Source organism: Mesorhizobium sp. M8A.F.Ca.ET.202.01.1.1, assembly GCF_004791595.1.
GTDB lineage: Bacteria > Pseudomonadota > Alphaproteobacteria > Rhizobiales > Rhizobiaceae > Mesorhizobium.
Window position 1 is genome coordinate 217578 of sequence record NZ_SRUN01000008.1, and the last position, 25976, is coordinate 243553.

The 25976-nt window shown below is 65.2% G+C and carries 24 protein-coding genes; 10 read left to right on the plus strand and 14 right to left on the minus strand.

Annotated features, from left to right (window positions below; genetic code table 11):
- Window position 1: 1 nt before the first annotated feature.
- The 4 genes from EN845_RS19030 to EN845_RS19045 form a co-directional block, all read right to left on the minus strand.
- Window positions 2-730: an E3 binding domain-containing protein gene (locus EN845_RS19030; RefSeq protein WP_127871222.1), complete on the minus strand. Its 729-nt coding sequence runs from the start codon at window positions 728-730 to the stop codon at window positions 2-4.
- Entirely contained in the window at window positions 727-1734 is a 1008-nt protein-coding gene (locus EN845_RS19035; protein ID WP_127871223.1) for a C-terminal binding protein, read from the minus strand. The genes EN845_RS19030 and EN845_RS19035 overlap by 4 nt, the downstream gene beginning before the upstream one ends.
- 33 nt (window positions 1735-1767) lie before the next feature.
- Window positions 1768-4161, minus strand: a complete 2394-nt coding sequence (locus tag EN845_RS19040; protein ID WP_245511767.1) for a thiamine pyrophosphate-dependent enzyme — start codon at window positions 4159-4161, stop codon at window positions 1768-1770.
- 137 nt (window positions 4162-4298) lie between these two features.
- The gene (locus EN845_RS19045) at window positions 4299-5519 is read right to left on the minus strand and encodes a mandelate racemase/muconate lactonizing enzyme family protein (RefSeq protein WP_127871225.1); all 1221 of its coding nucleotides are present in this window, start codon (window positions 5517-5519) and stop codon (window positions 4299-4301) included.
- A 117-nt stretch (window positions 5520-5636) separates the two neighbouring features.
- On the opposite strand from EN845_RS19045, the gene EN845_RS19050 reads away from it, so the two are divergent.
- Genes EN845_RS19050 through EN845_RS19065 form a run of 4 tightly spaced genes read left to right on the plus strand, consistent with a single transcriptional unit; the run spans window position 5637 to window position 9462 of the window.
- Complete coding sequence (locus EN845_RS19050; protein WP_127871226.1) at window positions 5637-6431, plus strand: SDR family oxidoreductase; 795 nt, start codon at window positions 5637-5639, stop codon at window positions 6429-6431.
- A gap of 5 nt (window positions 6432-6436) precedes the next feature.
- Window positions 6437-7285, plus strand: a complete 849-nt coding sequence (locus tag EN845_RS19055; protein WP_127871227.1) for a transketolase — start codon at window positions 6437-6439, stop codon at window positions 7283-7285.
- Entirely contained in the window at window positions 7282-8271 is a 990-nt protein-coding gene (locus EN845_RS19060) for a transketolase C-terminal domain-containing protein (RefSeq protein ID WP_127871228.1), read from the plus strand. The genes EN845_RS19055 and EN845_RS19060 overlap by 4 nt, the downstream gene beginning before the upstream one ends.
- Before the next feature lie 9 nt (window positions 8272-8280).
- Window positions 8281-9462: a mandelate racemase/muconate lactonizing enzyme family protein gene (locus EN845_RS19065; RefSeq protein WP_127275284.1), complete on the plus strand. Its 1182-nt coding sequence runs from the start codon at window positions 8281-8283 to the stop codon at window positions 9460-9462.
- Between the two features lie 241 nt (window positions 9463-9703).
- On the opposite strand, the gene EN845_RS19075 is transcribed toward EN845_RS19065, so the two are convergent.
- The gene (locus EN845_RS19075; RefSeq protein WP_127871229.1) at window positions 9704-10735 is read right to left on the minus strand and encodes a substrate-binding domain-containing protein; all 1032 of its coding nucleotides are present in this window, start codon (window positions 10733-10735) and stop codon (window positions 9704-9706) included.
- 242 nt (window positions 10736-10977) lie between these two features.
- Between EN845_RS19075 and EN845_RS19080 the strand changes: the two genes are divergently transcribed.
- The 4 genes from EN845_RS19080 to EN845_RS19095 are packed head-to-tail and all read left to right on the plus strand — an operon-like array spanning window position 10978 to window position 15368.
- Entirely contained in the window at window positions 10978-11988 is a 1011-nt protein-coding gene (locus EN845_RS19080) for an ABC transporter permease (protein WP_127871230.1), read from the plus strand.
- Between the two features lie 54 nt (window positions 11989-12042).
- A complete protein-coding gene (locus EN845_RS19085; RefSeq protein ID WP_127871231.1) occupies window positions 12043-13005 on the plus strand; it encodes a substrate-binding domain-containing protein in 963 nt (320 codons plus the stop codon).
- Between the two features lie 54 nt (window positions 13006-13059).
- Window positions 13060-14610, plus strand: a complete 1551-nt coding sequence (locus EN845_RS19090; RefSeq protein ID WP_127871232.1) for a sugar ABC transporter ATP-binding protein — start codon at window positions 13060-13062, stop codon at window positions 14608-14610.
- Window positions 14607-15368, plus strand: coding sequence for an SDR family NAD(P)-dependent oxidoreductase (locus EN845_RS19095; protein ID WP_127871233.1), 762 nt, complete (start codon window positions 14607-14609; stop codon window positions 15366-15368). The genes EN845_RS19090 and EN845_RS19095 overlap by 4 nt, the downstream gene beginning before the upstream one ends.
- Here EN845_RS19095 and EN845_RS19100 read toward each other — a convergent pair.
- From EN845_RS19100 to EN845_RS19125, 6 genes are all read right to left on the minus strand, one after another.
- The gene (locus tag EN845_RS19100) at window positions 15365-16264 is read right to left on the minus strand and encodes an aldose 1-epimerase (protein WP_127871234.1); all 900 of its coding nucleotides are present in this window, start codon (window positions 16262-16264) and stop codon (window positions 15365-15367) included. The genes EN845_RS19095 and EN845_RS19100 overlap by 4 nt on opposite strands.
- Window positions 16248-16841: an SDR family oxidoreductase gene (locus EN845_RS19105; RefSeq protein ID WP_127275277.1), complete on the minus strand. Its 594-nt coding sequence runs from the start codon at window positions 16839-16841 to the stop codon at window positions 16248-16250. The genes EN845_RS19100 and EN845_RS19105 overlap by 17 nt, the downstream gene beginning before the upstream one ends.
- Before the next feature lie 8 nt (window positions 16842-16849).
- A complete protein-coding gene (locus tag EN845_RS19110; RefSeq protein ID WP_127871235.1) occupies window positions 16850-17629 on the minus strand; it encodes an SDR family NAD(P)-dependent oxidoreductase in 780 nt (259 codons plus the stop codon).
- An 83-nt stretch (window positions 17630-17712) separates the two neighbouring features.
- Complete coding sequence (locus EN845_RS19115; RefSeq protein ID WP_127871236.1) at window positions 17713-18708, minus strand: ABC transporter permease; 996 nt, start codon at window positions 18706-18708, stop codon at window positions 17713-17715.
- A gap of 97 nt (window positions 18709-18805) precedes the next feature.
- Window positions 18806-20344 carry a sugar ABC transporter ATP-binding protein gene (locus EN845_RS19120; protein ID WP_127871298.1) on the minus strand — a complete coding sequence of 513 codons (1539 nt, stop codon included), beginning with the start codon at window positions 20342-20344 and terminating at the stop codon, window positions 18806-18808.
- 212 nt (window positions 20345-20556) lie between these two features.
- Window positions 20557-21519 carry a sugar-binding protein gene (locus EN845_RS19125; RefSeq protein WP_127275274.1) on the minus strand — a complete coding sequence of 321 codons (963 nt, stop codon included), beginning with the start codon at window positions 21517-21519 and terminating at the stop codon, window positions 20557-20559.
- A 606-nt stretch (window positions 21520-22125) separates the two neighbouring features.
- On the opposite strand from EN845_RS19125, the gene EN845_RS19130 reads away from it, so the two are divergent.
- Window positions 22126-23247 (plus strand): LacI family DNA-binding transcriptional regulator, encoded by a 1122-nt coding sequence (locus EN845_RS19130; protein WP_167531395.1) that lies wholly within the window; start codon window positions 22126-22128, stop codon window positions 23245-23247.
- Between the two features lie 109 nt (window positions 23248-23356).
- Window positions 23357-24157, plus strand: a complete 801-nt coding sequence (locus EN845_RS19135) for a class I SAM-dependent methyltransferase (protein WP_127871237.1) — start codon at window positions 23357-23359, stop codon at window positions 24155-24157.
- A 33-nt stretch (window positions 24158-24190) separates the two neighbouring features.
- Here the strand turns inward: EN845_RS19135 and EN845_RS19140 are convergent, their stop codons facing one another.
- From EN845_RS19140 to EN845_RS19150, 3 genes are all read right to left on the minus strand, one after another.
- The gene (locus EN845_RS19140) at window positions 24191-24676 is read right to left on the minus strand and encodes an SRPBCC family protein (protein WP_127871238.1); all 486 of its coding nucleotides are present in this window, start codon (window positions 24674-24676) and stop codon (window positions 24191-24193) included.
- Window positions 24673-24990, minus strand: a complete 318-nt coding sequence (locus EN845_RS19145) for a metalloregulator ArsR/SmtB family transcription factor (RefSeq protein WP_127871239.1) — start codon at window positions 24988-24990, stop codon at window positions 24673-24675. Before EN845_RS19145 ends, EN845_RS19140 begins: the two co-directional genes overlap by 4 nt.
- A 150-nt stretch (window positions 24991-25140) precedes the next feature.
- Window positions 25141-25905: an SDR family NAD(P)-dependent oxidoreductase gene (locus tag EN845_RS19150; protein WP_127871240.1), complete on the minus strand. Its 765-nt coding sequence runs from the start codon at window positions 25903-25905 to the stop codon at window positions 25141-25143.
- Window positions 25906-25976: the final 71 nt, after the last annotated feature.

A 25976-nucleotide genomic window follows, 5' to 3' on the forward strand; every position in this document is an offset into this window, starting at 1 on the left:
CTCAGACGAAGAGCCGAAGCGGGTGTTCGATGGCCGATTTCAGGGTAGCGAGCCAAGCGGCGGCGTTTGACTCATCGACGCTCGAGGCATCCGTTATCAGCAGGCACTCGGCTTGATTGCCCGCCGTGTCGAGCGAAACGGCCAGGCGCATGGCACGGCCGGGCAGAAGTGGCATCATAATCGGCCGAATGCTGCTTGCGGGGAGAAGCCGCAGAGATAGAACCGCGAACTTTCCCGCGTCGTCACGGTCGCCACGCAGGGATGCAAGCCGCGCTGCGCGCATCGATGTCAGGGATATCTCCGGAACTGTCGCGAACACTGCTTGCCGGCCGGGCAGCTCCAATGCCACGCAAGCATCGGCGCCCCGATCGATATCTGGGGATTCATCGAATGCTCGACCTGCCGCACGCAAGAGCACATCGTCGATGTCGAACATCCTCCCCGTACTTTCCAGCGCGGCCAGAAGGTCTTTCAGAGCGCCCAGTGCTATCGATGTGGCAAAGGCGGCGATGCTGGATACGGCGACGGAAGGGGAGGCTGGAGCGGCCTCGACAGCTGGCTGACCGACAGGCCGCGGGGGCGCGGCGAAGCTCAACACATCGGCGGCCAGGATGCGCCCACCCGGACCGCTGCCCCGAAGCGTCTCGAGCGGCAGCGCACGCTCGCGCGCCAGGCGGCGGGCGTATGGGGAAACCGCAAGACGCCTCGCCTGCACCGCCGCTGCATTCATTTCAGATACTCGGAGTTGACGCAGTTGGTGAGCCGGCCCTCGGCAAGATAGGCGTGCACGACTTCGATCGATTTCAGCCTGAGGTCGCGCATCGATGCCGGGCTGTAGAAGGCGGCATGCGGGGTGACGATCAGGCGATTGGCGATCCACGGCTCGCGATTGCGCCACGCCGCCAGCAGCGGATGGTCGAGATCGCCCGGTTCGTTCGGCAGCACGTCCAGCCCGGCACCGCTGACCGTGCCGTTGCGCATCGCCGTCTCCAGCGCGTCGAGATCGACGATGGGGCCGCGCGCGGTGTTGATCAGCACGAGGCCTGGCCTGGCGGCGGCGAAGGTCGCCGCGCCGAGCAGCTTGCGGGTTTCTTCGCTGAGCGGTGCGTGGACACTCACCACATCGGCTCGCCCCATCAACTCCGCCAGCGAATGGACGCGTTCGTAGCCGGTCGACAGATCAACGCCAGACAGGAGGTGCGGATCATAGAATACCACCTTCATGTCGAAAGCGGCGGCACGGCGCGCGGTGGCGAGCCCGATACGACCGAGCCCGACAATGCCGAAGGTGGCGCCCTTGTGCCTTCTCACCAGCGGCGCCTTGGAAAAATGCCAGCCTTCGGCTCCATTGCGAAGTTCAGCGCCATAGGCCGAGGTGCCGCGTGTCAGCGCCAGCATCAGGGCGATGGCGTGGTCGGCGACCTCGGTCGTGCCATAATCCGGCACATTGCAGGCCGGGATCTTGCGTGCGCCCCAGCCCGCGGTGTCGATGTTGTCGAAGCCGACGCCGGAACGCACCGCGATGCGTGCCTTGGGAAAGGCCGACGGGGCGGCGGCGACATTGTGGGTCGGCGAATAGTTGATGACGGCGTCGGCCGTCTGGCAGACGGCCGGATCGAGCGCGGCGGCCTTGTCATTGGTCGAGCGGGCGAGGATGAACTCGATGTCGGGATAATGCTCGCGCTCGAGTTCGGCCTCGTCGGCGGCTTGCCAGTTGGCGCACAGGATCTTCATGCCAGTCCTTCGGATTTGATGTACGGAAGTGGTCTATTTCTTGATCCCGCCGATGCGGCCGCCCATCGGCACCACCGCGCCAACCGGCTGATCGATGGCGGCAAGCGTTCCGCTGACCGGCGCCTCGATCTCGACCACGGCCTTGTCGGTCTCGATCTCTGCGATCAGCTCCCCCTCCTTGACGGGATCACCGACCGCCTTCAGCCATTTGATGACAGTGCCTTCGCTCACCGTTAGGTCGCCGAACGGCATTGTCACCGGCTCGTCGTCGCTGGCGGCGACCGGGGGCTGGGCCGATGGCGCGGGTGGCACCACCTTGACGGGGGCAGGGGTTGGTTTAGCCGGCGCAGCGCTTTTCAGACCGACCGTATACCAGTGATCCGGCACCGGCGGCCGGCCTGCGATGACGTCGCGCACGCCTTGCGCGATCCGGGCCGTATCGACCAGCATGGCGCGCTCCAGCACCGGTGCGAAGGGATGCGAGGTCGGCGCCGTGTGCAATCGTCCGGGCGGTGCGTCGAGTTCGTCGAAGGCGAGTTCGTTGATCGCCTGGGCGATCTCGCCGCCCAGCCCGCACATCGCCCAGGCCTCGTCGACGATGAGCAGGCGATGGGTCTTGCGCACGCTGGCGACGATGCTGTCGATGTCAAGCGGCATGATGGTGCGCGGGTCGATCACCTCCGCCTCGATGCCTTCGCCGGCCAACAGGTCCGCGGCCTCCAGCACACGCTGCACCATCTGGCCGGCGGCGACGATGCTGATATCGGTGCCGGTCCGGGCGATGCGCGCCACACCGAAGGGCACAAAATGCTCGCCGACCGGCACCTCGCCTTTGGAGGCAAACAGCGCCTTGGGTTCGAGCATGATGACGGGATCGCCGGCCCGCAGCGCCGTCTTCATCAGCCCCTTGGCATCCGCCGGGGTGGAAGGCACGCAGACGATGAGGCCGGGCATGTGGGCGAAGATCGGATGGTAGATGCCGCTGTGATGCGGCCCGGAGCTGCGCAGCGCGCCGGCACCGACGCGCACCACCATCGGCGCGCTCATCAGGCCGCTGGTCATGTAGCGCAGCTTGGCGGCCTGCAGAAAGATCTGGCCGGCGGTCTCGAAGGCGAAGTCGGCGAACATCAGATCCGAGACGGTCCGCGCGCCGGTGGCCGAAGCGCCGACGGCGGCGGCGGTAAAGCCTTGTTCGGAGATCGGCGTATCGACCATCCGCTCGCCGCCGAACTCCTGCCACAGGTTCTTGGTGTGCGCGAAACTGCCGCCGCGCTCGCCGGTGCCCTCGCCGAAATAAAGGATCGCCGGATTGGCGCGCATCTCCTCGGCGAGGCCGTCGCGAACGGCTTCGAGCCAGCCTTGCATGCGCGTCTCGCCGACCGCGCGCGGCTGCAGGGCGGCGGGCGGATTGATCGGGTCGGCGAAAACATGCAGGCGTACGGTGGCCGGATCAGGCTCGGGCGAGTTGCGGGCGAAGGTCAGCGCCTGCTCGACCACGGTCTCGATCCGTGCCTCTATTGCCGCAAGCGCCTCGGCGTCGGCAATGCCGTAGTCCTCGATCAGTTTCCTGCGGAACATGTCGATGGGATCGCGCTTGATCCAGGCGTCGAGTTCCTCCTGCGTCCGGTAGGTGCCGATGACCGGGTCGCCTTCGTGGTGGCCGACCGTGCGATAGGTCTTGGCCTCGATCAGCGTCGGGCCCTTGCCGGCGCGGGCGCGTTCGGTGGCTTCCTTCATCGCCAGCCAGACAGCGAAGACGTCGTTGCCGTCGACGGCGACGCCGGGCATGCCATAGGACGCCGCCTTGCTGGCGATCTCGGGATTGAGCGTGACGGATTTGAGCGGCGTCGCGGTGGCGTAGAGATTGTTCTCGCAGATGAAGACGGCGGGCGCCCGTTGCACGGCGGCGAAGTTGAGCGCCTCGTGGAAGCCGCCATGATTGGCGGCGCCATCGCCGAAGAAGGCGACGCCGATATCGTCGCGGCCTTGCTGGCGCGCGCTCATGCCGATGCCAACGGCATGGCCGATGCCGGCGGCGACGATGCCATTGGTGCCGAACAGGCCGACCGAGCGGTCATAGAGATGCATGGTGCCGCCGCGCCCGCCGCAGATACCATCGGCCTTGCCGAACAGCTCGGCCATCACCCGGCCGGGATCGGCGCCCTTCGCCAGCGCATGGCCGTGCCCGCGATGGGTCGAGGTCACCCAGTCGGTGGGCCTGAGATGCGCGCAGACACCGACGCCGGTCGCCTCCTCGCCGATATAGAGGTGCAGGAAACCGGGCGTTTCGCCCTTGCGGCAGGCGATCTGGGCGATGCTTTCGAAGCGGCGCAGCAGCACCATGCGTTCGAACAGGTCGAGCAGGATTTTCCGGTCGGGCAGATTTGACGCACTCCTGGAATCCTCGCGTGCACGCGCCGCAGACATTGCCACCAAAGCCTCCCTGAATGCATCTGGCGCCGGGCGGCAGAGCGCCGGCGGCGGGCTTGTTGGTCGCCCGCTTCGACGCATCATAGATTATAATAGCATAATGTCTACTGGCTCTGACCGAGCTGTGCGAGAGGCTAGAGTCTGGTGATCCGCACGGCTGCGTCAGCCCGCTGGAACAGCTCCGGCCGCAGGCTGAGGCCAAGGCCCGGCCCTTCGAGCGGCGCGACATGACCGTCCCTGACCGGCGGGATGTCGGCGACGATCTCGGTGTACCAGCCGGTGAAATAGGCGCGTACCGCTTCCTGGTAATTGACGTTCGGCAAGGTCGCCGACAAGGCGCAGCTCGCCGCATAGACGATCGGCCCGGTGCAGTCGTGCAAGGTGACAGGCAGTTCGCTGGCTTCGGCCATGTTGGCGATCTTGCGCGCCTCGGACAGGCCGCCGCACCAGGCGAGGTCGATCATGATCACGCTAGCCGCGCGCTTGTCGATCAACTGCTTGAACATCTGCCGCGACGCCAGCCTTTCGCTGGCGGCGATCGGGATGGAGGTGTGGCGGGCGAGCTCGGCCATGGCGTCGAGTTCGTTGTAGCGGATCGGCTCTTCCAGCCAGGCGACGTCATAGGGTTTCAGCGCCTCGGCGATGCGCAGCACCGGCGGCAAGGTCCACAGCCCATGCAGTTCGACCATGATCTCCATGTCGCGGCCGACGGCGTCGCGGATCTTGTGGAAGGGCTCCAGCGCCTTGTCGAGATCGACAAGCGAGATGCGGCTGCCGTTCGAGGCCTCGGCGGCGATGTCGAACGGCCAGACTTTCATGGCGCCAATGCCTTCCGACTTCAGGCTTTTGGCGAGATCGCCGGCATTGTAGCGCCAGGCGAGCAGGTCTTCATACGGACCTTCATTCGAATCGCCTGATTTGAGCGACCAGTCCTCGCCGCGTTCGAACAGGGCATTCTTCTTCGTGGCGCGCACATGCTTGTAGCCGGCGCAAGTGTTGTAGATCGGCACGGTCGCGTGGGTGCGCCCGCCAAGCAGCCGCCAGACCGGCTCGCCGAGCGCCTGGCCATAAATATCCCACAGCGCGATGTTGACGGCGGAATTGCCGCGCACCTCGGCGCCGGAATCGCGGGCGCCGACATAGACGCTGCCCAGCGTGCGGTCGTGCAACTCGATGTCGCGCGGGTCCTTGCCCAAGAGATAGGACGCGACATTGTCGTGGATGTAGGCGGCAACCGGCCCCGGCGCCCAGAAGGTCTCGCCGGTTCCGACAAGGCCGGCGTCGGTGTGGACGCGCAACCAGAACAGGAACGGGAATTCCGCCAGCTGCAGCGTTTCGAGCGCGACGACTTTCATCTTTTCCTCCCAACTCCCGCCGATACTACAGTCCAAGGACAATAGCACATAGCCGTTGACAGCCATTTATGGTACCGGTATCAATTTCGTCAAGATCGCCTCCGGGAGGGTGCTCGCTTGCCTGCCCAAAATCGAAACAAGATGCCGCTCAGGGCGCTGGTCACAGGCGCTGCCGGCGGGCTCGGCCGCGAGGTGGCGGTTCAGCTGGCGCGTCGCGGCTGTTTCGTCGCGGTCACCGATATCAACGGCGATGGGCTCGCCGAGACCGCCAGGCAGATCGGCGAAACCGGCACGGAAACCGAAAGCATCGTCAGCGATTTCACCGGGGAAGGCGCGCCGGAAGCGGCCGTCGAAAAAGTCGTCGCGCGCTGGGGCGGTATCGACATCCTGGTCAACAATGCCGGCTATGGCGTGATCGAGCCCTTCCTCGACGCCACCTTCAAGGCCTGGACGCGTACGCTGGCGCTCAATGTCACAGCCCTTGCCATGGCCTGCAAGGCGGCGGGCCGGGTGATGCGGGAGCAGCGCTCCGGGCGCATCATCAACATCACCTCGCCGGGCTCGCGCATGGCGCTGCCCGACTACACCGCCTACACGGCGAGCAAGGCCGGCGTCGATTCCATCACCCGCGCCGCGGCAGTGGCGCTCGCGCCCTATGGCGTGCTGGTCAACAGCCTGGCGCCGGGCATGATGGACACCGAAATGCAGCGCTCGACCGAAATCGACCTTGCCCGTGCCAATGGCCGCGACGATTTGCAGGCCTTTCTCGACGAGCGCACCCGCCGCATCCCGCTCGGCCGCCGTGCCGAGATTGCGGAAGTGGCCGAGGCCGTCGTCTGGCTCTGCCTCGACGCGCCTGATTACATGACCGCCGAGCGGCTCAACATGTCGGGCGGGCTCGACAAGGACTGATCCAGATGCTGCGAAACTCTCCTCCCGGCTACGCCGACATCGGCGCGCTCGAACACAAGGCGATGCTGCTGCGCCGTCATATGCTGACGATGGCGCGCGGCCAGGGCCAGGGCTATATCGGCCAGGGCCTCGGCATCGCCGATGTGCTGGCGGCGCTCTATTTCCACGAGCTGCGCTACGATCCCGGCAATCTCGGTTGGCCCGACCGCGACCGTTTCCTTTTGTCGACCGGGCATTATTCCATCGCTTTGTGGGCTGCCCTGGCCGAAGCGGGCATCATTCCTGTCGATGAACTCGTCACCTATGGCGCCGACAACAGCCGGCTGGAAATGTCGACGCTCGACACCACGCCCGGCGTCGAAATGATTGGCGGTTCACTTGGCCATGGGCTGGGGCAAGGTGTCGGGCAGGCGCTGGGCCTGCGTGTCGACCGCTCCGACGCGCGCGTTTTCGTCGAGCTCTCCGATGGAGAGATGCAGGAAGGCTCGACCTGGGAAGCAGCCATGTCGGCCAGCCACTTCAAGCTCGACGGGCTGGTGGCGCTGATCGACTGCAACGGCATTCAGGCCGACGGGCCTGTGGTGCTCGACATGGAGCCGGTGGCCGACAAATGGCGCGCCTTCGGCTGGCAGACAGCCGAGATCGACGGCAATGACATGACCGCGGTGGTTGGCGCGCTGGCGGATGCGAGAAACCGCAACGGCAAGCCAAAGGCGATCATCCTGCGCACACGGCCCGGCAAGGGTGTGCCCCGCATCGAGACTTCCGAGAAGTCGCACTTCTTCCGCATCGACGTGGCGCAATGGGATGGCATCATCGCCGAGTTCGAGAAAACCGTGGGAGCGGGCCAATGAGCGGCGCGGCGATGGAGGCCGGCCGCACGCTGGCCATGGGCCAGGACGAGGCCGTCGGCGGCGGACGGCGCAGCGTTGAGGCACCCTTCGGCCGGGCATTGGCAAGGCTCGGCGAGAGCCGCCCCGACATTGTCGGACTGACCGCCGATCTCGGCAAATACACCGACATCCTGCCATTCCGAGACGCCTTCCCGGAGCGCTTCTTCAACGTCGGCATGGCCGAGCAGAATCTGGTCGCCGTCGCCGCCGGGCTGGCGCGCACCGGCAAGGTGCCGTTCGCCACCACCTATGGCGTGTTCGCGACGCGGCGCGCCTATGATTTCGTCGCCATCGCGCTGGCCCACTCCAATCTCGACGTCAAGATCGTTGCGGGCCTCCCCGGTCTCACGACCGGCTATGGCGGCACCCATCAGGCGATCGAGGACCTTGCGCTGATGCGCATGATCCCCGGCCTGACTATCATCGACCCCTGCGACGCGACCGAGATCGAAGCCGCGACCGAAGCGATCTCGCAACATCGAGGACCGGTCTACATGCGGCTGCTGCGCGGCAGCGTGCCGGTTGTGTTCGAGCCCGGTTACGTCTTCGAGATCGGCAAGGCGCGCCGCCTGCGCCAGGGTAGCGATGTCGGCATCATCTCGACCGGCCTGATGACCGAAAGGACATTGGATGCAGCCGATGCTTTGCAAAAACGGGGCGTCGCTGCCGGCGTGCTGCATGTGCCGACCATAAAGCCGTTCGACAGCGAGGCGGTGGCCGAATTCGCCGCGTCGGTTGACCGTATCGTGACAGTGGAAAACCACGTCGTGGTCGGTGGCCTGGCGAGCCTTGTGGTCGAGACCTTGTTCGATGCCGGCATTGCGAAGACAGTGACGCGCGTCGGCCTGCCGGACCGCTATATCGAATGCGGCGCGGTGCCGACCTTGCAAGCGAAATACGGACTGACGACCGAGGCCGTCATCGCGACCATTGCCGCATTGAGCTAGGGTTCTCCCATGAAGATTACAGAGATCGAGACCTTTGCCGTCGGCGCCGGCTGGAAGAACTGGCTGTTTGTCAAAGTACATACCGACAAGGGCATCCACGGGATCGGCGAAGGCACGCTGAACGGTTTCATCAAGACTACCGAAGCCGGCGTGCACGAGTTGAAACACCTCGCCATCGGCCAGGACCCGCGCCGCATCAACGCGCTGGCCAAACGCATGCTGGACAGCGTCTCGCTCGACGGCGGCCACATCCACCGCACGGTGATCGCGGCCATCGAAGTCGCATGCTGGGACATACTGGGCAAGAGCCTCGGCGTGCCGATCCACCAATTGCTCGGCGGCCAGGTGCGCGACAGCGTGCTCGGCTATGCCAATGGCTGGTACCGCACCGAGCGCTCGCCCGAGGCCTTTCTCGATGCGGCGAAAGCGGTGCTGGCCAAAGGCTTCAAGGCATTCAAACTCGACCCGTTCGGCACCGCCCAAGGCTTCATTTCGCGCGAGGAGCTGGAGCTTTCCTACGCGATCTGCCGGACCTTACGTGACAGGCTGCCAAAGGACACGCTGATCCTGATTGACGTGCATGCGCGCTTCACCGAGATCGCCGCACTGCAGGCGGCGCAAAAATTCGCCGATCTCGACATCTACTGGTGGGAAGAGCCGACCTCGCGCGACCGCCAGGAGACCGTGCATGAAGTGGCGCACCGCTCGCCGATCCCGGTGGCGACGGGCGAGATGTACGACACGGTCGGTCAGTTCTACACGCTGGCGGCCGGCGGCGGCGTCAACATCTTCCAGCCCGAGCCGATGTCGCTCGGCGGCATCGGGCCGTCGATGCAGGTGGCCAATCTGGCGCTTGCTCATGGCAGCCATATCGCGCCGCACCAGAGCGGCGGACCGGTGGCGACGGCGGTTTGCCTGCAACTGGCGGCGGCGGTGCCGAACTTCCTCATTCAGGAACATTTCGACGCCTTCAACGACCCCTGGACGCGCGAGCTGGTGAGCTGGCATCCGACCGTCAATCCCGACAATGGCCATCTGTCGCTACCGGACGCGCCGGGGCTCGGCATCGACCTCGACATCGATGCGATCAAGGATCATCCCTACGATCCCAACGCCTATCTCAACGTCCACGCCGAAGGTTGGGAGAAACGCCTCGGGCGGCGCGAAGAGGCGGGGAAGCGTGGCCTTTAGGTTGGCAAAAGTCCTCCGGCCATTCGTCATCCTAGGGCGGAGCAGGGACCGAAGCGACGCGGCGCAGACCCTAGGATCCATGCTGGGACTCCCGAGCGACACTGCGGTCCAAAATTCTGCTCCGCTGCACCCTACGGCCACGGTCACGGAATGGATCCTAGGGTCTTCGCGACGCCGCTTTGCGGCTGCTCCGCCCTAGGATGACGAAACTGGGGGGCGCGTTTCGACTAACATCAAGACGTCAAGCGCTTTCGCGGTCGACGATCTCGAAGCCGAGGCTGGTGATGGTCGGCACCTTGGCGTCGCCGCCGAGCTTTGCCAGCAATTGCCGCACCGCGCGCCGGCCCATCTCGTAGCGGTTGACCTTCACCGTGGTCAGCGGCGGATGAAGCTGCGCGGCCAGATCCATGTCGCCATAGCCGGCAATGGCGATTTTTCCAGGCACCGCCCAACCGCGCCGGTGGCATTCCTGCACGGCGCCGACAGCGAGCGTATCGCTGGAAAAGAAGATCGCGTCGATATCCCTGTGGCGGGAGGTCAGCGTCACCAGCGCTTCGGCGCCGCCTTGCGCGGTGATCGGCACCTCGACCTCCAGGTCGGCATGGTTCTTGAAGCCGAGTTCGGTCAAGGCCGCGTGGTAGCCGGTGCGGCGTTGCTGGAGACGATCGTTGCCGTGGATCGGCGTCGAGACGAAGCCGATGCGCTTGTAGCCCTTCGCCGCCAGATGCATGGTCATGGCATAGGCTGTCTCGAAATTGGAGACGCCGACCACCATGTCGATTGGCTTGCGGCCCTTGATCTCGGAGATCTCGACCACCGGTGCGCCGCTGCTCTTCAGCAGCGCGCGCGCCGTCTCGCTTTGCACGAAGCTCTGCAGGATCATGCCGACCGGGCGCCAACCAAGCAGATTGCGGATCGCCTTCTCCTCGGCCTCCTGCGTGAATTCACCTTGCACCAGGAGCATCGAATAGCCGCTCTCGTGGCATTCGTCGGACATGCCTTGCACCTGTTCGGCTATGCCCGAATTGATCAGCGGCGGCACAACCGTGCCGATCATGCGGCCATTGCCGCGCATGCTGGAGGCCAGGCGGTTGGGCACGAAGCCGGCCTGCTCGATCGCCTCGAGCACCTTGGCGCGCGTCTCCGGCGACACCATGTCGGGATTGGACAGCGCACGTGACACCGTCATCGGCGCAACGCCGACGCGCTTGGCGATCTCGCGAACGCCGAGGCGCTGCGGCTTTTTCTCGCCCGCCGGCGGCTTATCGGTCATCACCCTGCTCCAAGAGAGCGCGATCCACCAAGGCAAAGTCCCACGGATCACATCAGCCCATTCATAGCGGTTGCAGCGGACGCTTTCCAGCGACGCGACGCGCTGTCGCGAGGCGTGGAATTTTCATCGTTGACAAGTTATAATATTATAATCTTAATGAAGACGAGGAGCGCGCCGGGATTGGCGCGGGTGAATGGAGCCGGCCGCGGGATCCGGCAACAGGCGCCGCCAGGGAGGTCAGGATGAACAGCGCGGCTGAGGTGAGCTCTCCGCGCCGGGACACGCAATCGTTCCGGCGGCGACTGATCGGCTTGATTGCGGTGGGCGAAGTCGGCGTGCTGGCGGCGATGGCCTTGCTGATTGCCTTCTTCTGGTTGCTCGAACCGGCTTTCCTGTCGGAGCGCAACATCCGCGCCATTCTCAACGTTGTCTCCTTTGTCGGCATCATCGCCATCGGCCAGACGATTCTGCTGGTTGCCGGCGAGTTCGACCTGTCCGTCGGCTCGGTCGCCGGGCTGTCCGCAGTGGTCGCCGCCAAGCTGATGACCGCTGCCGCCTTGCCGGTGACCGTCGGCATTCTCGGCGGCATCGGCGTCGGCGCATTGATCGGCCTGCTCAACGGCTTGATCGTCGTCAGGCTCGGCATCCCCGCCTTCATCCAGACGCTCGGCATGCTGTTCATCGGTCAGGGGCTGATCCAGGTGGTGACCGGAGGCTATCCGGTCTATCCGCTGCCGGAGGCGATCAATACGATCGGCGGTACGGATCTCGCCTTCGGCCTCGGCTGGAGTTTCGCCTTCTTCATCATCGCGGCGGTGGCAGCCGATTTCGTGCTGCGGCGCACCGTACTCGGCCGCAACATCTATGCCACCGGCGGCAACAAGGAAGTGGCGCATCTCGTCGGCATCAACACCAATGCCTGCAAGATCGGCGCCTTCATCACCGTCGGCGCGCTGTCGGCGATCGCCGGCATGTTCGTCATGGCCGATCTCGGCAGCGGCGGCACATCGATCGGCAGTGGCTGGGAACTGACGGTCATCGCCGGTGTCGTGGTCGGCGGCGTCAGCCTGTTCGGCGGCGCCGGCACGGTCGCCGGCGGTGTCGTCGGCATCCTGATGCTGAAGGTGGTGCAGAGCGGCCTCGTCGTCATCGGCGTCAACTCCAACTGGCAGCAGATTGCGGTCGGCGTGATCATGGTCATGGCCGTCGGCCTCGACATAGTGCGCCGCCGCTACTTCATCGCCGGGGCTTGAACCGGCCGAGATATTGCGCCGGCAAAAATGCCGGTGAACCATGGGAGGTAAGGCATGAAAATTCAGGTGAAGAAGGGGCTGATCCGGGCCGCATTGGTGGCGGCGACAGTCGCCACCTCGGGCCTAGCGCGGGCGGCGGATGTGCATCTGCTCTGGGTGCAGGCAATGAAGGATCACCCGGTGCACCGGCTGATGCAGGCGGGCTTCCTCAACAAGTGCAAGGAGCTCGGCTACACCTGCGAGGTCGTCGGCGACCCGAGCGCCACCAACTGGGACATCCCCGCGACCTTGCCACTTGCCGAGGCCGCGCTTGCCCGTACCAAATATGACGCTATCGGCGTCTACGGGGTGGACCCGGCCATCTATTCCTACATCACCAAGCTTGCCAAGGAGGGCTTCCCGATCGTCACCTGGCACGTCCTGCCGCCGGAAGGCACCGTCAATGGACTGAAGGCTGCGACCGGAGAAGACATTGCCGAGGTCGGCGCCAATGCGGCCATCGCCATCGGCGACAAGCTCGGCGGCAAGGGCACTGTGGCGGTGACGCAAGGCGCTTCCAACGACACCGAGAACGCGATGTCGGATGCCTTCCGCAAGACCATCGCGGCAAAGTATCCCGGCATCAAGGTGCTCGATACGCAGATGGAAGGCTTCGAGCCTTCCGCCGCCGAAGCCAAGGCGGTGGCCATCCTGCAGGGCAATCCCGACGTGACCGCCGCCTTCGGCACCACCGGCAACAGCATCCAGACCTGGTCGGGCGCGGCCCGCAAGGCCGGGCGCGACGTCGTCATCATCGGCATGGACTATATCAGGCAGAACCTCGATCTGGTGAAATCGGGCGCCGCCTACGGCATCGTCGCACAGCCGCTCTACGAGGAAAGCGCCAAGGTGGCCGAACTGCTCGGCGACCTCGCCCAGGGCAAGACGGTTCCCTACAGCAATCCGTTGCCGGCCAAGGTGATCACCGCAGCCGACCTCGACCCGTACTACAAGATGCTGGACAGCGCCGGCCAGTAACGCCTGCCGCCGGGCCCGCATCTTGCGGACCCGGCAACATCCTGAGGGACCACTGTGTCGAGCAATCAAGCGCCGCTGTTTTCAGCCACCGCGATCGCCAAGAATTTTGGCGGCGTGCAGGCGTTGCGCGGGGTCGATTTCGACGTAGTCTCTGGTGAAATCCACGCTCTGCTCGGCCAGAACGGCGCCGGCAAGTCCACCCTTGTGAAGATACTCAATGGCGTGCATCCGGCCGGCTCCTACACCGGCACGATCCAGCTCGACGGCCAGCCCGTCAGCTTTGCCTCGCCGGCCGACGCGCGATCGAACGGCGTCGGTTATGTCCCGCAAGAAATCGAGGTGCTCGAACAGCTCTCGGTCGCCGAGAACGTCTTTGCCGGCCGCACCGGTCTGGGCGACGGCGTGCTGGTTCACCAGCGGAAGCTCGAGCAGCGGGCGGCGGAGATATTTGCCGATCTTGGCATCGATATCGACCCAAGGGCCTATGTCGCATCGCTGCCCTCGGCGCAGCGTCATCTGGTGATGATTGCCCGCGCCATCGTCATGAAGCCGCGCGTGCTGATGCTGGACGAGCCGACCGCGTCGCTCTCGGGCACCGAAGTCGACGCGCTGTTTGCCGTGCTGCGTCGGCTCAAGGCACAGGGCGTGGCGATGATCTACATCACCCATCGCCTGCCGGAAGTGCTTGCCATCTGCGACCGCGCCACCGTGCTGCGCGACGGACAGGTGGCGGTGCGCATTGCCCGCGAGGATTTCGACGCCGAGACCTTCATCTTCTCGATGTCCGGGCAAAGGTTGCAGCGGCTGTTCCCCGAGCATGCCGCGCCTGTCGGCACCCCGACCGCGCTGGAGGTTCGCCGCCTCAGCGTCGACGGCCACGGCGGTGCTGTCCATGGCGCGAGGGACATCAACCTGTCCGTCGCGGCCGGCGAGATCGTCGGATTGGCGGGACTGCTTGGCTCCGGCCGCAGCGAGATCCTGCACGGCATCTACGGCCGCGTGCTGTCCGAGGGCGAGATCCACGTCGGCGGCAAGGAGGTATCGATCAAGTCGCCCGCCGATGCCCGCGCGGCCGGCATCGCGCTGCTGACCGAGGATCGCAAGCGTGACGGCCTGCTGTTCAACCTGCCGGTCGGCGCCAACATCACCATCGGCAATCTCGCGCCCTTGTCGCGGCGCGGCGTGGTGCGCGGCGGGCTGGAGCGCAACGCCATCGTGGCAGCCATGCGTGCCCTCAACGTCAAGGCATCGTCGCCGCGGGCCTCGGTCACCCATCTGTCGGGCGGCAACCAGCAGAAACTGCTGTTTGCCCGCGTGCTGATGCGGGCGCCGAAGGTACTGCTGCTCGACGAGCCGACCAAGGGCGTCGACGCGGCAACCCGGCATGAGATCTACCGGCTCGTGGTCGAGTTGGCCGACAAGGGCGTTTCACTGCTGATCGTCGCGTCGGAACTCGAGGAATTGATCGGTCTTTGCGACCGCTGCCTCGTCGTCGCCGACGGCCGCATCGTCGATGAATTCGGCCGCGGCGAAGGCGGCGAGGATCGCGTCTTGCGTTCGGTCACCGCGGCGCAGGCCGAGCGTCAGGCACAGGTTTCCGCATGATATTTGCCGGCAAACGCATTTTCGTCACTGGCGCCGCGACCGGGATTGGCCGGGCAACGGCGGAATACCTTGTCGCCGAGGGCGCCAAGGTCTTTGGCGCCGGGCTGGACGGCGATGAGGGCAAATCACTGGCGAGCCGTTATGGCGAGAGCCGGCTGATCTTCCGGGAGAGCGACCTCACGCGCCAAGCAGACGTCCGGGCAACCGTCGCGGCGGCGGCGGAACGGTTCGGCGGGCTCGACGCGGTCGTCAATTGCGCCGGCATCTATCCGACAGGCAAGCGGCTGGAAGAGCTTTCCGACGAGGACTGGGACAGGACCATATCAGTCAATCTGACGGCCATTTTCCGTGTCTGCCGAGCAACCTTGCCGCTGCTGCGCGCGGCCGGCGGCGGTTCGATCGTCAACATCGCGTCCGTCCATGCCGACGCCACCGTTCCCGGCGTGCCCGCCTATGCGGCGACCAAGGCGGCGGTCGTCGGCCTGTCGCGGCAGATGGCGCTCGACTATGCCGTCGACCGCATCCGCGTCAACGCCGTGCTGGTCGGCTCGGTCGCCACCCGCATGACGCTCGACGGGCTGGAGGCAGCCGGCGGCGCGGAAGCGCTGGGCCTGTCTTTCGAACCGAACCGGATCGCGCGCATCGCCAACCCTGCCGAGATCGCCACGGCAATAGGCTTCCTGATCTCGGACGCCGCTTCCTTCGTCACCGGCAGTGCCATGCAGGTGGATGGCGGCCTGCTGGCTCGGCTGCTTTAGGATTGAAGCGCGAAGGGCATGAACGAAACAGCGCCGGCTGCACTTTCCCCCGGGCCAAGCACGATGACGCCCTCTTCCGGATCATCCCATCGGCCGCGGTTGAAGGCGCCGGAGGCATTGGTCTGGGGTTCGACGCAGAAAAATGGTTTTGTCGGGTCGGCATAGAGCATCAGGTGCCTGAAGACCGGATCGGCCGTGATCCGCAGCCCCGCGCCGCGCGAGGGAAAGCGGATGATCGCCTCGCCGCCCCAGCCGCCATAATCATTGTTGCGCCAGCCCGCCGGCAATGGCCGGCCCTCGGCGAAGTCGAGTTCGGGTGGCAGCGTGATCGGGTCGCCGGAAATACCGTCGGGCTCTTCGAGATAGAAACACTTGGCCTTGAATTGAAGAGTGGCGTCCGGGTCGCGATCGAACCAGGGGTGCAGGCCGAAGCCGAACGGCAGGGAAACCGGTCCGGTGTTGGTCAGCGTCATGGTCACGTCGAGCCCCTCGTCGGAAACCACGAAAGTCTGCATCGCGCGATAGGAATAGGGTTCGCCGGCGCCAGCAATATCCAGCGCCAGGGTTGCGCTACCGGCTCCTGCCTCCACGATAGTCCAGGCAAGCTGCCAGCCGCTGCCATGCACGTTGAATTTTTCCGGCGGATTGTTGGGCAGGACCTGCCAACGCTTTGACCTGAACTCAAAGGCATTTCCGGCGATGCGGTTGGCATAGGGCGTCATCGGGAACATGGCGACGCCCAGCACGTTGCCGGCCTCGCGATCGCCGTCCGAAAGCCCGCGCATCAGATCGATGCCGCGCCAGCGCAGCGAACTCACGGAACCGCCGATTTGCGGCACCAGCCCGACCTCGATTGCGCCGGCCTTCAGCGCCAGCGGCTCAGAAATTACGCCCATAGCCTGCCATCCATCCACCGTCGACGCCCAGCATCTGGCCCGTCGTATAGGTGTTCAGTGGATCGCAGAAGAACAGCACGGCCGCAACCGCTTCCTCGATATTGCCGGCGCGGTTGACCGGGACGTGGCTGAGCATCGCCTTGTCACCCGAAACCATGGTCTCGTCCTCGACCAAGCCGACGCCGACGGCATTGACCAGGATTTTGGGGCCGAACTCCATGGCCAGCGTGCGCATGCCGGCCAGGATCGAGGCGTTCTCCATGGAGAAGCGCGGATGGCGGCGCATCGGCATGCCGGCGGTCACCGAAAGCAGGAAGACGATGCGTCCGCCGTTGCGCTCGGTCATGGCCACCGCCGCCTTGCGGGCCGCCGCGTACAAGGTGCCGGGATTTTCGGCCGTGCTTCCCGGACGCAGAGGGCATGATACCAGAACGATGTCGGGGGAAAGGACGCTGGCGTGCCGCGCCCCTTCGAGGACGCGGCCGCCATTGGCGCGCAAGGCGGCGAGTGCCGCCTCGGCAACCGGATTGCTCGCGCCTTCCAGTTCTATTGTCGAGCCAGTGAGATCGATTTCCATGGCCCCGCTCACATCATGTATCCCGCCGTCCAGCCGCCATCGACGGCCAGCACCTGGCCGTTGACATAGCTGGCGGCCGGCGAGGCCAGGAACAGCACCGCCTCGGCGATCTCTTCCGGCTGGGCAGGCCGGGCGAGGGGCACATGGTCGAGGAATTCCTGCGTGCGCCCGGCGAACTTGCCGTCCTCGCCATAGAACAGCTTGGCGGTCAGCGCCGTCATCACCGACCCCGGCGCGATGGCGTTGGTGAGAATTCCCCTGGCGCCGAGTTCGATTGCCATCGACCGCGTCAGATGGATGATGCCGGCCTTGGCGGCGACGAACGGGCTTTGCAGCCGCATGGCGGCGAGCCCGACGACGGAGGCGATGTTGACGATGCGCCCGCCCTTGCCGGCGGCGAGCATCGGGGCCAGTGCTGCACGGCTCACGATGTAGAGGCCATCGAGGTCGATGCCGGTGATGCGGTCCCATTCGTCGGCCGGGAATTCGTCTAATGTGACGCGATGCGCCAGCGTGTTGACGCCGGCATTGTTGATGAGGATGTCGAGGCGACCATAGCGCCGCATGAGCGCGGCAATCGCGGCGTCCACCGATGCGGGATCGCGGATGTCGGTGGCGCAGGCCATCGCATCGCTCAACCCGGCCGCGACCTGGCTTGCGCCCTCGCCATTGATGTCGGCCACGACGATCGCCGCGCCATTGTCCGACAGGCGTTTGGCGATCGAACTGCCGATGGCGCCGGCGGCTCCCGTGACCAGCGCCACCTTGCCTCGCAAATCGCAGCGCATGTCCCGTCAGCCTCCCGCAGCACAGGTTATGCTATTATAATAATCTGGTGGCGCGGACAAGCAGCTGCACGGGCGCGCGGGACTTATTCCGCGGCCGCTCCGACCGCGCCCTTGCGGGCGGCATCGACCATCCGCCGGCGCGCCCGGAACACGCCCCATTGCTGGTCGACCAGCACGCCGATGAGGATGACGCCCCCCATCACAGCGAAGTTGAGCGAGGAGGGGATGCCGAGCAGGTTGACCAGGTTCTGCAATTCCTGCAGCAGCACCGTGCCGAGGATGACGCCTATCAGCGAGCCCTCGCCGCCGCGCAGCGAGAAGCCGCCGAGCACCGCCGCCGCAATGGCGTAGAGCTCGTAGAACTGGCCATGGCTGGCCGGCGAGATGGAGCGCGTGTACATGGCGAAATAGATCGCCGACAGCGCGGTGAGCACGCCGCAGATGACGTAAGCCGCCATGACGACGCGCCCGGTGCGGATGCCCGAATATTTCGCCGCCTCCTCGTTCTTGCCGATGGCGTAGAGATAGCGCCCGAACACCGAGCGGTGCAGCACCACCCACATGACGATGGCGATGACGATCAGCGCGAAGAAGGAGTTCGGCACGCCCCAGGAGCGGCCGGCGGTCAGGAATTCGAGATCGGGAAAATTCTGCCCGAAGGCGAAGCCCGCGGTGCCGTCGGCGGTGTAGAAGCGCGCGACGCCGCGGTAGATCAACAGGCCGCACAGGGTCACGACGAAGGGCTGCAGCTTGAGCCGCGTGATCAGCCAGCCATGCGCCAACCCGATGATGGCGCCGAGCACCAGGATCAGCACGAAGGCGATCGGCCATCCCATGCCGCGCACGGCGATGAAGTCGATGAACAGCGTGCCCAGCAACGCGACGACGGAGCCGACGGAGAGCTCGATGCCGCCGGTGATGATGACGAAGGCCTGGCCGATCGACAGGATACCGAAGAGACCGATGAGGTTCGAGGTGTTGGCGAGATTGATCGGCAAGAGGAAGCGCGGATTGATGACGGCAACGATCGCTCCGACCACCAGGATCAGGATCAGCAGGCCGAGATCTTTCTTTGTCATCGTCGTCTCCGCTTAGCTAAAGCGCGTCGCGCGCTTCAGCTCTTTGTTTATGCATGCCGTTGCCGCAAAACCGAGGGCCACTTTTGCGCGGCATGCATTAGTTTGCCGGCTTGCCCACCGCGAGCAAAAGCACGTTTTCCTGGCTGAAATGGTCCTTGTCGAGGATGCCCGAGATCTGGCCCTCATGCATCACGGCGATGCGGTCGGAGACGCCGATCACCTCTTCCATGTCGCTGGAGATCATCAGCACGGCGACGCCGGCATCGGCCAGCGCCCGCATCAACCCGTAAATCTCCGCCTTGGCGCCGATGTCGATGCCGCGCGTCGGTTCGTCGAGGATCATCACCTTGGGGTTCATGGCCAGCCATTTGCCGAGCACGACCTTTTGCTGGTTGCCGCCAGACAGGGTGCCGGTGCGTGTCTGCACCGAAGGTGCCTTGATGCCGAGATTCTTCTTTTGCTTCTCGGCGGTAGCCGCTTCCGCGCTGTTCGAGACGAGCGTGCGTTTGGCATGTGCCGGCAAATTGGGCAGTGAAATGTTCTGCGCGATCGACAGGTCGAGCAGGATGCCGGTCAGCTTGCGGTCTTCCGGCACGAGGAAAATGCCTTGCGCGACGGCATCGGCCGCGCTCGCCAGCGCAAGCGGCTTGCCGTTGAGCTCCAGCGTGCCGCCGAGGCTGGCTTCGATGCCGAAGAAGACCCGTGCCAGTTCGGTGCGGCCCGAGCCGACGAGGCCGGCGAGGCCGAGGATTTCGCCGCGCCTGACGTCGAGATCGACCGGCCGGCTGGGATAGGTGGGGGTGCGGACCGCCTTGGCCGAGAACGCGACGGCACCGGGGGCACGCGCGGCCTCGGAGGCCTTCTCGCGTTCCTTCAGCATGCGTCCGATCATCAGCTTGACCATCTGGTCGTGGTTGATGTCGCGCTTGCCCAATGTTCCGGCCAGCATGCCGTCGCGCAGCACGACGACGCGGTCGGCGACGCGCTCGATCTCGTGCAGGCGGTGCGAGATGAAGATGACCGAGATGCCGTCGGCCTTCAGCGCCTTGATGACGTCGAGCAGCTTGTCGGTCTCGGCGAGCGGCAGGCTCGATGTCGGCTCGTCGAGGATGACCAGCCTTGCCTTGATCGACAGCGCCTTGGCGATCTCGACCATCTGCTGCTGCGCGAGCGAGAGATCCGCGACCTGCGTGTCGGCGGAAAAATTGGCGCCGACGCGCTTCAGCAGCGGCGCCACCATTTCGCGCAGTTTCGCGCGGTCGACCAGCTTCAGCGGCCCGGCGCGCAGCGGCTCGCGGCCGAAGAAGATGTTGGCGGCGACGTCGAGGTTTTCGAACAGATTGAGTTCCTGGTGAACGAAGGCGATGCCCGACCCCAGGCTGCCCTCGACGCTCAGGCCCTTATGGGCGGTGCCGTCGACCGTGATGGTGCCGGTATCCGGCGTGGTGACGCCACCGAGGATTTTCATCAGCGTGGATTTGCCCGCGCCGTTCTCGCCGACCAGGCCGATGACCTCGCCCGGCCTGACCTCCATCGAAAACCCGTCGAGCGCCACGACGCCCGGATAGGTCTTGCGCACGTTCTCCAAGCTGAGGAACGGGGTGGTCGCAGCGATGGATGTGTCGGAATAATTCATCATGCCTGACAGCGTTTGGCGGGCTCAAAGACTGACTGGCCTGATCGAACCCGTCAATAAAAAGCGAAACGTCGCGCCGCCCCTCACCCTTACCCTCTCCCCGTATAGAGACGGGGAGAGGGGGTCGCCAGCGTCGCGGCCATCTCCCTTCTCCCCGTCACTATACGGGGAGAAGGTGCCGGCGGGCGGATGAGGGGCAGCGCCAACGCCGATCAGTTACCTGCCATCGCCTTGAGATTGGCGGCATAGGCGTCGACGTCATCCTTGCCGATGATCTTGGTCGGGATGATGATCAAATTGCCGGCCGGGATGCCCGACTTGTCGCCCTTGAGATAGGCGGCCATCAGCTTCATGCCCTGATAGGCCCATTCGAAGGGCTGCTGCACGACGGTGGCGGCAACTGTACCTTCCTTGACGCCGCCCAGCGTGATCGGATCGTCATCGAAGCCGACGACGGTGATCGAGCCGAGCTTGCCGGCGTCGCGCAGCGCTTCATAGATGCGCGGCGTGTTGTAGGAGTAGAAGCCGACCATGCAGGTGACGTCGGGGCTGGCGACCAGCGCGTCCTCGACATTCTTCTTGGCGCGCGCCTGGTCGATGTCGTCGCCGCGCACGTCGACGAGCTCGATCTTGGTGCCGGCGAGACCGTCCTTCATGCCCTGGATGCGCTCCTTGGCATTGTCGGCGCCGAGCAGGCCGACGAAGCCGAGGCACTTGCCGCCGTTCGGCATCGCCTTCTTGGCGATTTCGGCCGCCTGCTTGCCGGCGTCGACATTGGACGAGCCGATATAGGCGACACGCTTGGTCTGCGGAGCATCGGAGTCCGTGGTGAACAGCGCCGTTTGCGAGGCGATCTTGTTCAAGCCATCGGTCGAGGTCTTGGGATCGACGGCCGAGACCATGATGCCCTTGACGCCGGCGGTCACCAGATCGTCCATCAGCCGCTGCTGGATGGCGACCGAGGATTGTTCGGGATATTTGAGTTCGAGCGTGTAGTCGGGCAGTTCGCCCTGCGCCTTCTTGACGCCGGCTTCGGCCGCTTTCCAGAAGTCGGAAGCGCCGTTGACGACGAAGGCCAGCGTCGGCTTGTCGTCGGCGCGCGCGATGGCCGTCGCCGTCAGGCCGACAGCCAGGGCCGCGGCGGCCATGGATGCATTGCGTATCAAGGATTTCATGTTCAACCTCCCGTTTTGGTCAGTCGTAGGACTGGCCGGACTTGCTCACTAGAATTGTCTTGCTCACCTGAATTGCCGTCTGCGGCGTGGACGCCCTCCTCCTCAAGGGGTTCCCGGCACTGAAAAGAATGGCGTCGTTCCCAGCCACGGCCACGGACTTTAGACAACCATTCTTCATTCGTAAATAGTCCGATTTGTCTGACATATCACATATCTGAGACATGGTTTGCGGAAGCAATATCCGCTCGCCATCGGGCTATTCACAGACACGTCCACCGCAACCGGACCGATCAGGCCGGATGCGGTGGATTGACGGTACAGCGCATCCTTGTATTAGTAAATACTATTAGCAAAGGACCGATCTGGTGGCGCTCGGGTGTCATAGCCGAACCGATTCGATGACGCAGCGATGCTTGTCCGAGCGCAGCCGGAGCCCTTGCGATCTGGGTATTTTTGCGAGGCTGGGCCTGCATGATGGGATGGGCTGCAAAGGGCGCTAATAGTTATTAGTTTGCCCGACGCGCCCACGAACTGGCAGCGTCACTCCATCTTGTCGGCCCGCCAGGCCGCCGTTAGACAGGCTGGGAATTGGGGAACATCTACGGCATGAGCGAGACGACGGATCCGGACATCGCAATCGCGAAGCGCCGCAAGGCGCCGGCAAAGCCCAAGGGCCGCGTCACCATGACCGACATTGCGCGCGCCGCCGGTTGCTCGCAGGCCACGGTTTCCTTCGTGCTCAACAATTCGCCCGGCATTCGCCTGTCGCAGCAGACCCGCGAGCGGGTGATCGAGGCGGCGCGGGCGCTCGGCTACAGCGCCCCCGCCTTCTCGGCGCTGAAGCAGCCGGTTGCGGCTTTCGAGGGCGCCGCCTTCGACGGACTCGACGGCGTGATCGGCTTCGCTGTCGACCAGCTCGCCACCAGCCCGGAGGCCGTGGTCGCCATCGAGGGCGCGCGCCAGGCGTCGTGGAATGCCGGCAACGTGCTGCTGGTGGCGCAGACCATGGGCGACGCCGTGATGGAGCCGCGCGCCATTTCAGCGCTGACCAGGCGGGGCATTTCGGCGCTGATCTACATGACCATCTTCACCCGCGAGATCACGGCGCCCGATTTCCTCTACGGCCTCGACATCCCGGTCATCCTGCTCAACTGCTACACGACGGACTATGCCTTCCCCGCCGTGGTGCCCTCCGAGATCGCCGGCGGCCAGAGCTCGACCCGCCATCTGATCAGTCACGGCCACCGCCGCATCGCCACCATCACGGGCGAACCCTGGATGCAGGCGGCGCAGGACCGGCTGAAAGGTTACCGCCGGGCGCTCGCCACCGCCGACATCCCGTTCGACCCCGAACTGGTGGTGGAGGGCGACTGGTCGGCCAGCGCCGGCTACGCCGCGACTGTGAAGCTGCTGGCCCTGAAGGACCGCCCGACCGCCATCTTCTGCCAGAACGACCGCACCGCGATCGGCTGCTACGAAGCGCTGAAGGAAGCCGGCCTGCACATCCCGCAAGATATCTCCGTCGTCGGCTACGACGACGAGGAAATCGCCCGCCATCTCTTCCCGCCGCTGACCACCTCGATCCTGCCGCATATGGCCATGGGCCAGTGGGCGATCGAGCAGCTGGAAGCGCCGGCGGTGGCGGGACGGGGGCGCTATCCCATCACCAAGCTGGAGTGTCCGCTGGTGGAGCGGGAGAGCGTGGCGACGTTCAGGGGCTTCGCATAAACCACCGGTCCCTTGTCCCGTCCCGGATGCAGGCATTCACCGTGCTCCCCGCGTCTTGGCTTCATCCCGATAGGGGTCTAGCCTGCGCCTGCAGCCGGGGGAGGCGCCTATGACTTCGAGTTTCACCGTTCATGACGCGTCCGGCTACGAGCAACTCATGGGCCGCTGGAGCGGAAAGCTCGCGCCCAAGTTCATCGGCTTCGCCGGACTTGCCCCTGGCGAAAAGATACTCGACGTTGGCTGCGGCACCGGCAGCCTGACGTTCGAGCTGGCGAAATCCGCCGAACTCGCGTCGATCGAGGCAATCGACTTTTCGCCTGTTTTCGTCGAGGCGGCAAAGCGGCGCCTCGCCGATCCGCGCATCGAAATCCAGCAGGCGGATGCCACCGCCTTGCCGTTCGCGGACAATGCGTTCGACCGTGCGCTGGCCCTGCTTGTGCTTCACTTCGTGCCGGAAGCCGGCAAGGCGGTTGCCGAAATGCGCCGTGTTACGCGGCCGGGCGGCGTGGTCGCGGCCGTGGTGTGGGACCATCTCGGCGGCATGGCGGGCATGCGCATGATGATCGACACTGTGGCGGCGCTCAGCGAGAGCGGACGCCAGCTGCGCAGCCGCTATTGCTTCCAGCCGATGATGCAGCCCGGCGAAATGAAGCGGAGTTTCGTGGAACAGGGGCTGGCCGACGTGACCGAAACCGAGCTGATGATCCGCATGGATTATCAGGACTTCGCCGATTTTTGGGCGCCGATATCAGCCGGCGAGGGCCCGCTCGGCAAATACATGAGCACGCTGGAGGCAGCCGAGCGCGAGCGCACCGAGGCTGCCGTCCGCGATGCCTATCAGGCCGGACGACCCGACGGGCCGAGGTCGTTCGCCAATGTCGCCTGGGCGTGCAGGGGCGTGGTGCCCTGACCGCAGGCGGCGAAGCGCCTTTAAAAGCTGCTGTCAGGCCTGCCGTGCAACCAGATCGACATAGCGTTGCAGGTAGAGCGGCCAGCCCTGATCGCCGGCGACGGCATCGCGGACGCCTTCCCAGCCCTGGCCATGGCGCTCCAGGTTCCTGTGCTCGATCTCGACGCGGGTACGCTCAGCCGTTTCGGCGGTGAACCGCACCTCCCACTCGCTGGTTCTGGCCGGGTCGGTCTCGATGCGCCATTGCGGGCTGATGTCCCAGCTCAGGAGCACGCGGTTGGGCGGGTCATAGGCCAGCACGCGCGCCCAGCGGCACTCGCTGCCGTCGACGCCGCGATCATAGACGTGGCCACCGACCCGAGGCTCGAACACCGTCTCGGCGACCTCGGCTGCAAGCAGATTGTGCTCTGGCGGTTTGAAACTGCCGAAATCCTCGGTGAAAACCTTGAAGGCGCGTTCGATCGGCGCCTCGACCACGACGGACTGTTTCACGGAGGCGATGGGGACCTGGGTGTTCATGGTGACTCCTCTGGTGGGGTCTCGACAGCCAGCTTGTAGGCCGCGAGAGTCTTGCTCCAGAACCGGTCGAGCCAGGCGCGTATCTGGCCAAGCCCGTGCGGATCGATGTGGTAGACGTTGCTGGCGCCCTTCGGCTCCGCGCGCACCAGCCGCGAATCCCTGAGCACCTTCAGGTGTTGTGACACCGCGGACTGCGACACGCTGACCTGCCGCGTGACCTCCGCCACCGAGCGCGGCCGCTCCGCGATCAGCTCGAAAATCTGCCTTCGGGTCGGATCGCCCAAGGCGGCAAGCTGTGCACTATCAACAGTCATGACTTATGATTAGTGCAGACTGATGATTGAGTCAAGCGGGCGCACCTAGTAGGCCCTGTTTGGCAGTGCGGGAATTTCTCCCGAAAGAGAGATCGCATTCGTTTGGATGGAAGGAATTACGTCAGGTCGAGATCCACCCGGCCGCGAGATCTATCCCTTGCGTTCTTCAAGGCTGTTGCCGCCGTCGACGACGAGCAAGGCGCCGTTGATATAGCTGGCGCTCTCGGAGGCCAGGAACACGACTGCCGCCGCGACCTCGTCCGGCCGGCCGGCGCGGCCCGGCGGCGCATGCAGGGCCGCTATCCGCTCCGGCTCGCTCGAGGCGCCTGTCTCGATCCAGCCCGGCGCCACGGCATTGGCGGTGACGCCGTGGCGCGCCACTTCCAGCGCCAATGTCCGGGTCAGGCCGACCATCCCGGCCTTAGCCGCGGAATAGGCGGCGGTGCCCTGGTAGGAAACCAGCGGCCCGGTCACCGATGCGACATTGACGATGCGCCCATATCCCGCTTCGACCATCGCCGGCAGAAACGCCCTGGTGACGAGAAACGCCGTCTTCAGGCTGGTGTCTATGCCCTGGTCCCACTCGGCCTCGCTCATCGCCAGGAACGTCTTGTCGATGGACGGCGAGGCCAGCGATCCCATGCCGGCATTGTTGACCAGGATATCGACAGTACCGACCTCTGCCTGCAGCCGCTCCACCTCCGCGGCGATGGTGAGATCGGCGATAGCGGCTTTGGCATCGATGCCCTCGCCGCGAAGCCCGCCGGCGCGCTCAAGCACCCGCGCGCTGGCGCCGGTCAGGAAAACGGCATGCCCGGCCTGGCCAAACTGGCGCGCAATGGCGAAGCCGATGCCGTCGACAGCGCCGGCGCCGGTGATCAGGACACGCCTGGTTTTGGGGGTGGTTGCGGCCAAATCAGGCTCCAAAACCCGTTCGGGCCAAACGTGTTACCCGGTACAAACCGTAACCTATGTGTCCGGAACGG

What these genes read in the sequence shown, in the direction of transcription:
- EN845_RS19145 (WP_127871239.1), bottom strand. Translation starts at nt 24,990, where the DNA reads ATGACTGTTGATAGTGCACAGCTTGCCGCCTTGGGCGATCCGACCCGA.
- EN845_RS19135 (WP_127871237.1), top strand. Translation starts at nt 23,357, where the DNA reads ATGACTTCGAGTTTCACCGTTCATGACGCGTCCGGCTACGAGCAACTC.
- EN845_RS19130 (WP_167531395.1), top strand. Translation starts at nt 22,126, where the DNA reads ATGAGCGAGACGACGGATCCGGACATCGCAATCGCGAAGCGCCGCAAG.
- EN845_RS19120 (WP_127871298.1), bottom strand. Translation starts at nt 20,344, where the DNA reads ATGAATTATTCCGACACATCCATCGCTGCGACCACCCCGTTCCTCAGC.
- EN845_RS19140 (WP_127871238.1), bottom strand. Translation starts at nt 24,676, where the DNA reads ATGAACACCCAGGTCCCCATCGCCTCCGTGAAACAGTCCGTCGTGGTC.
- EN845_RS19065 (WP_127275284.1), top strand. Translation starts at nt 8,281, where the DNA reads ATGAAGATTACAGAGATCGAGACCTTTGCCGTCGGCGCCGGCTGGAAG.
- EN845_RS19040 (WP_245511767.1), bottom strand. Translation starts at nt 4,161, where the DNA reads ATGTCTGCGGCGCGTGCACGCGAGGATTCCAGGAGTGCGTCAAATCTG.
- EN845_RS19035 (WP_127871223.1), bottom strand. Translation starts at nt 1,734, where the DNA reads ATGAAGATCCTGTGCGCCAACTGGCAAGCCGCCGACGAGGCCGAACTC.
- EN845_RS19095 (WP_127871233.1), top strand. Translation starts at nt 14,607, where the DNA reads ATGATATTTGCCGGCAAACGCATTTTCGTCACTGGCGCCGCGACCGGG.
- EN845_RS19125 (WP_127275274.1), bottom strand. Translation starts at nt 21,519, where the DNA reads ATGAAATCCTTGATACGCAATGCATCCATGGCCGCCGCGGCCCTGGCT.
- EN845_RS19100 (WP_127871234.1), bottom strand. Translation starts at nt 16,264, where the DNA reads ATGGGCGTAATTTCTGAGCCGCTGGCGCTGAAGGCCGGCGCAATCGAG.
- EN845_RS19075 (WP_127871229.1), bottom strand. Translation starts at nt 10,735, where the DNA reads ATGACCGATAAGCCGCCGGCGGGCGAGAAAAAGCCGCAGCGCCTCGGC.
- EN845_RS19030 (WP_127871222.1), bottom strand. Translation starts at nt 730, where the DNA reads ATGAATGCAGCGGCGGTGCAGGCGAGGCGTCTTGCGGTTTCCCCATAC.
- EN845_RS19060 (WP_127871228.1), top strand. Translation starts at nt 7,282, where the DNA reads ATGAGCGGCGCGGCGATGGAGGCCGGCCGCACGCTGGCCATGGGCCAG.
- EN845_RS19085 (WP_127871231.1), top strand. Translation starts at nt 12,043, where the DNA reads ATGAAAATTCAGGTGAAGAAGGGGCTGATCCGGGCCGCATTGGTGGCG.
- EN845_RS19115 (WP_127871236.1), bottom strand. Translation starts at nt 18,708, where the DNA reads ATGACAAAGAAAGATCTCGGCCTGCTGATCCTGATCCTGGTGGTCGGA.
- EN845_RS19110 (WP_127871235.1), bottom strand. Translation starts at nt 17,629, where the DNA reads ATGCGCTGCGATTTGCGAGGCAAGGTGGCGCTGGTCACGGGAGCCGCC.
- EN845_RS19105 (WP_127275277.1), bottom strand. Translation starts at nt 16,841, where the DNA reads ATGGAAATCGATCTCACTGGCTCGACAATAGAACTGGAAGGCGCGAGC.
- EN845_RS19080 (WP_127871230.1), top strand. Translation starts at nt 10,978, where the DNA reads ATGAACAGCGCGGCTGAGGTGAGCTCTCCGCGCCGGGACACGCAATCG.
- EN845_RS19055 (WP_127871227.1), top strand. Translation starts at nt 6,437, where the DNA reads ATGCTGCGAAACTCTCCTCCCGGCTACGCCGACATCGGCGCGCTCGAA.
- EN845_RS19045 (WP_127871225.1), bottom strand. Translation starts at nt 5,519, where the DNA reads ATGAAAGTCGTCGCGCTCGAAACGCTGCAGCTGGCGGAATTCCCGTTC.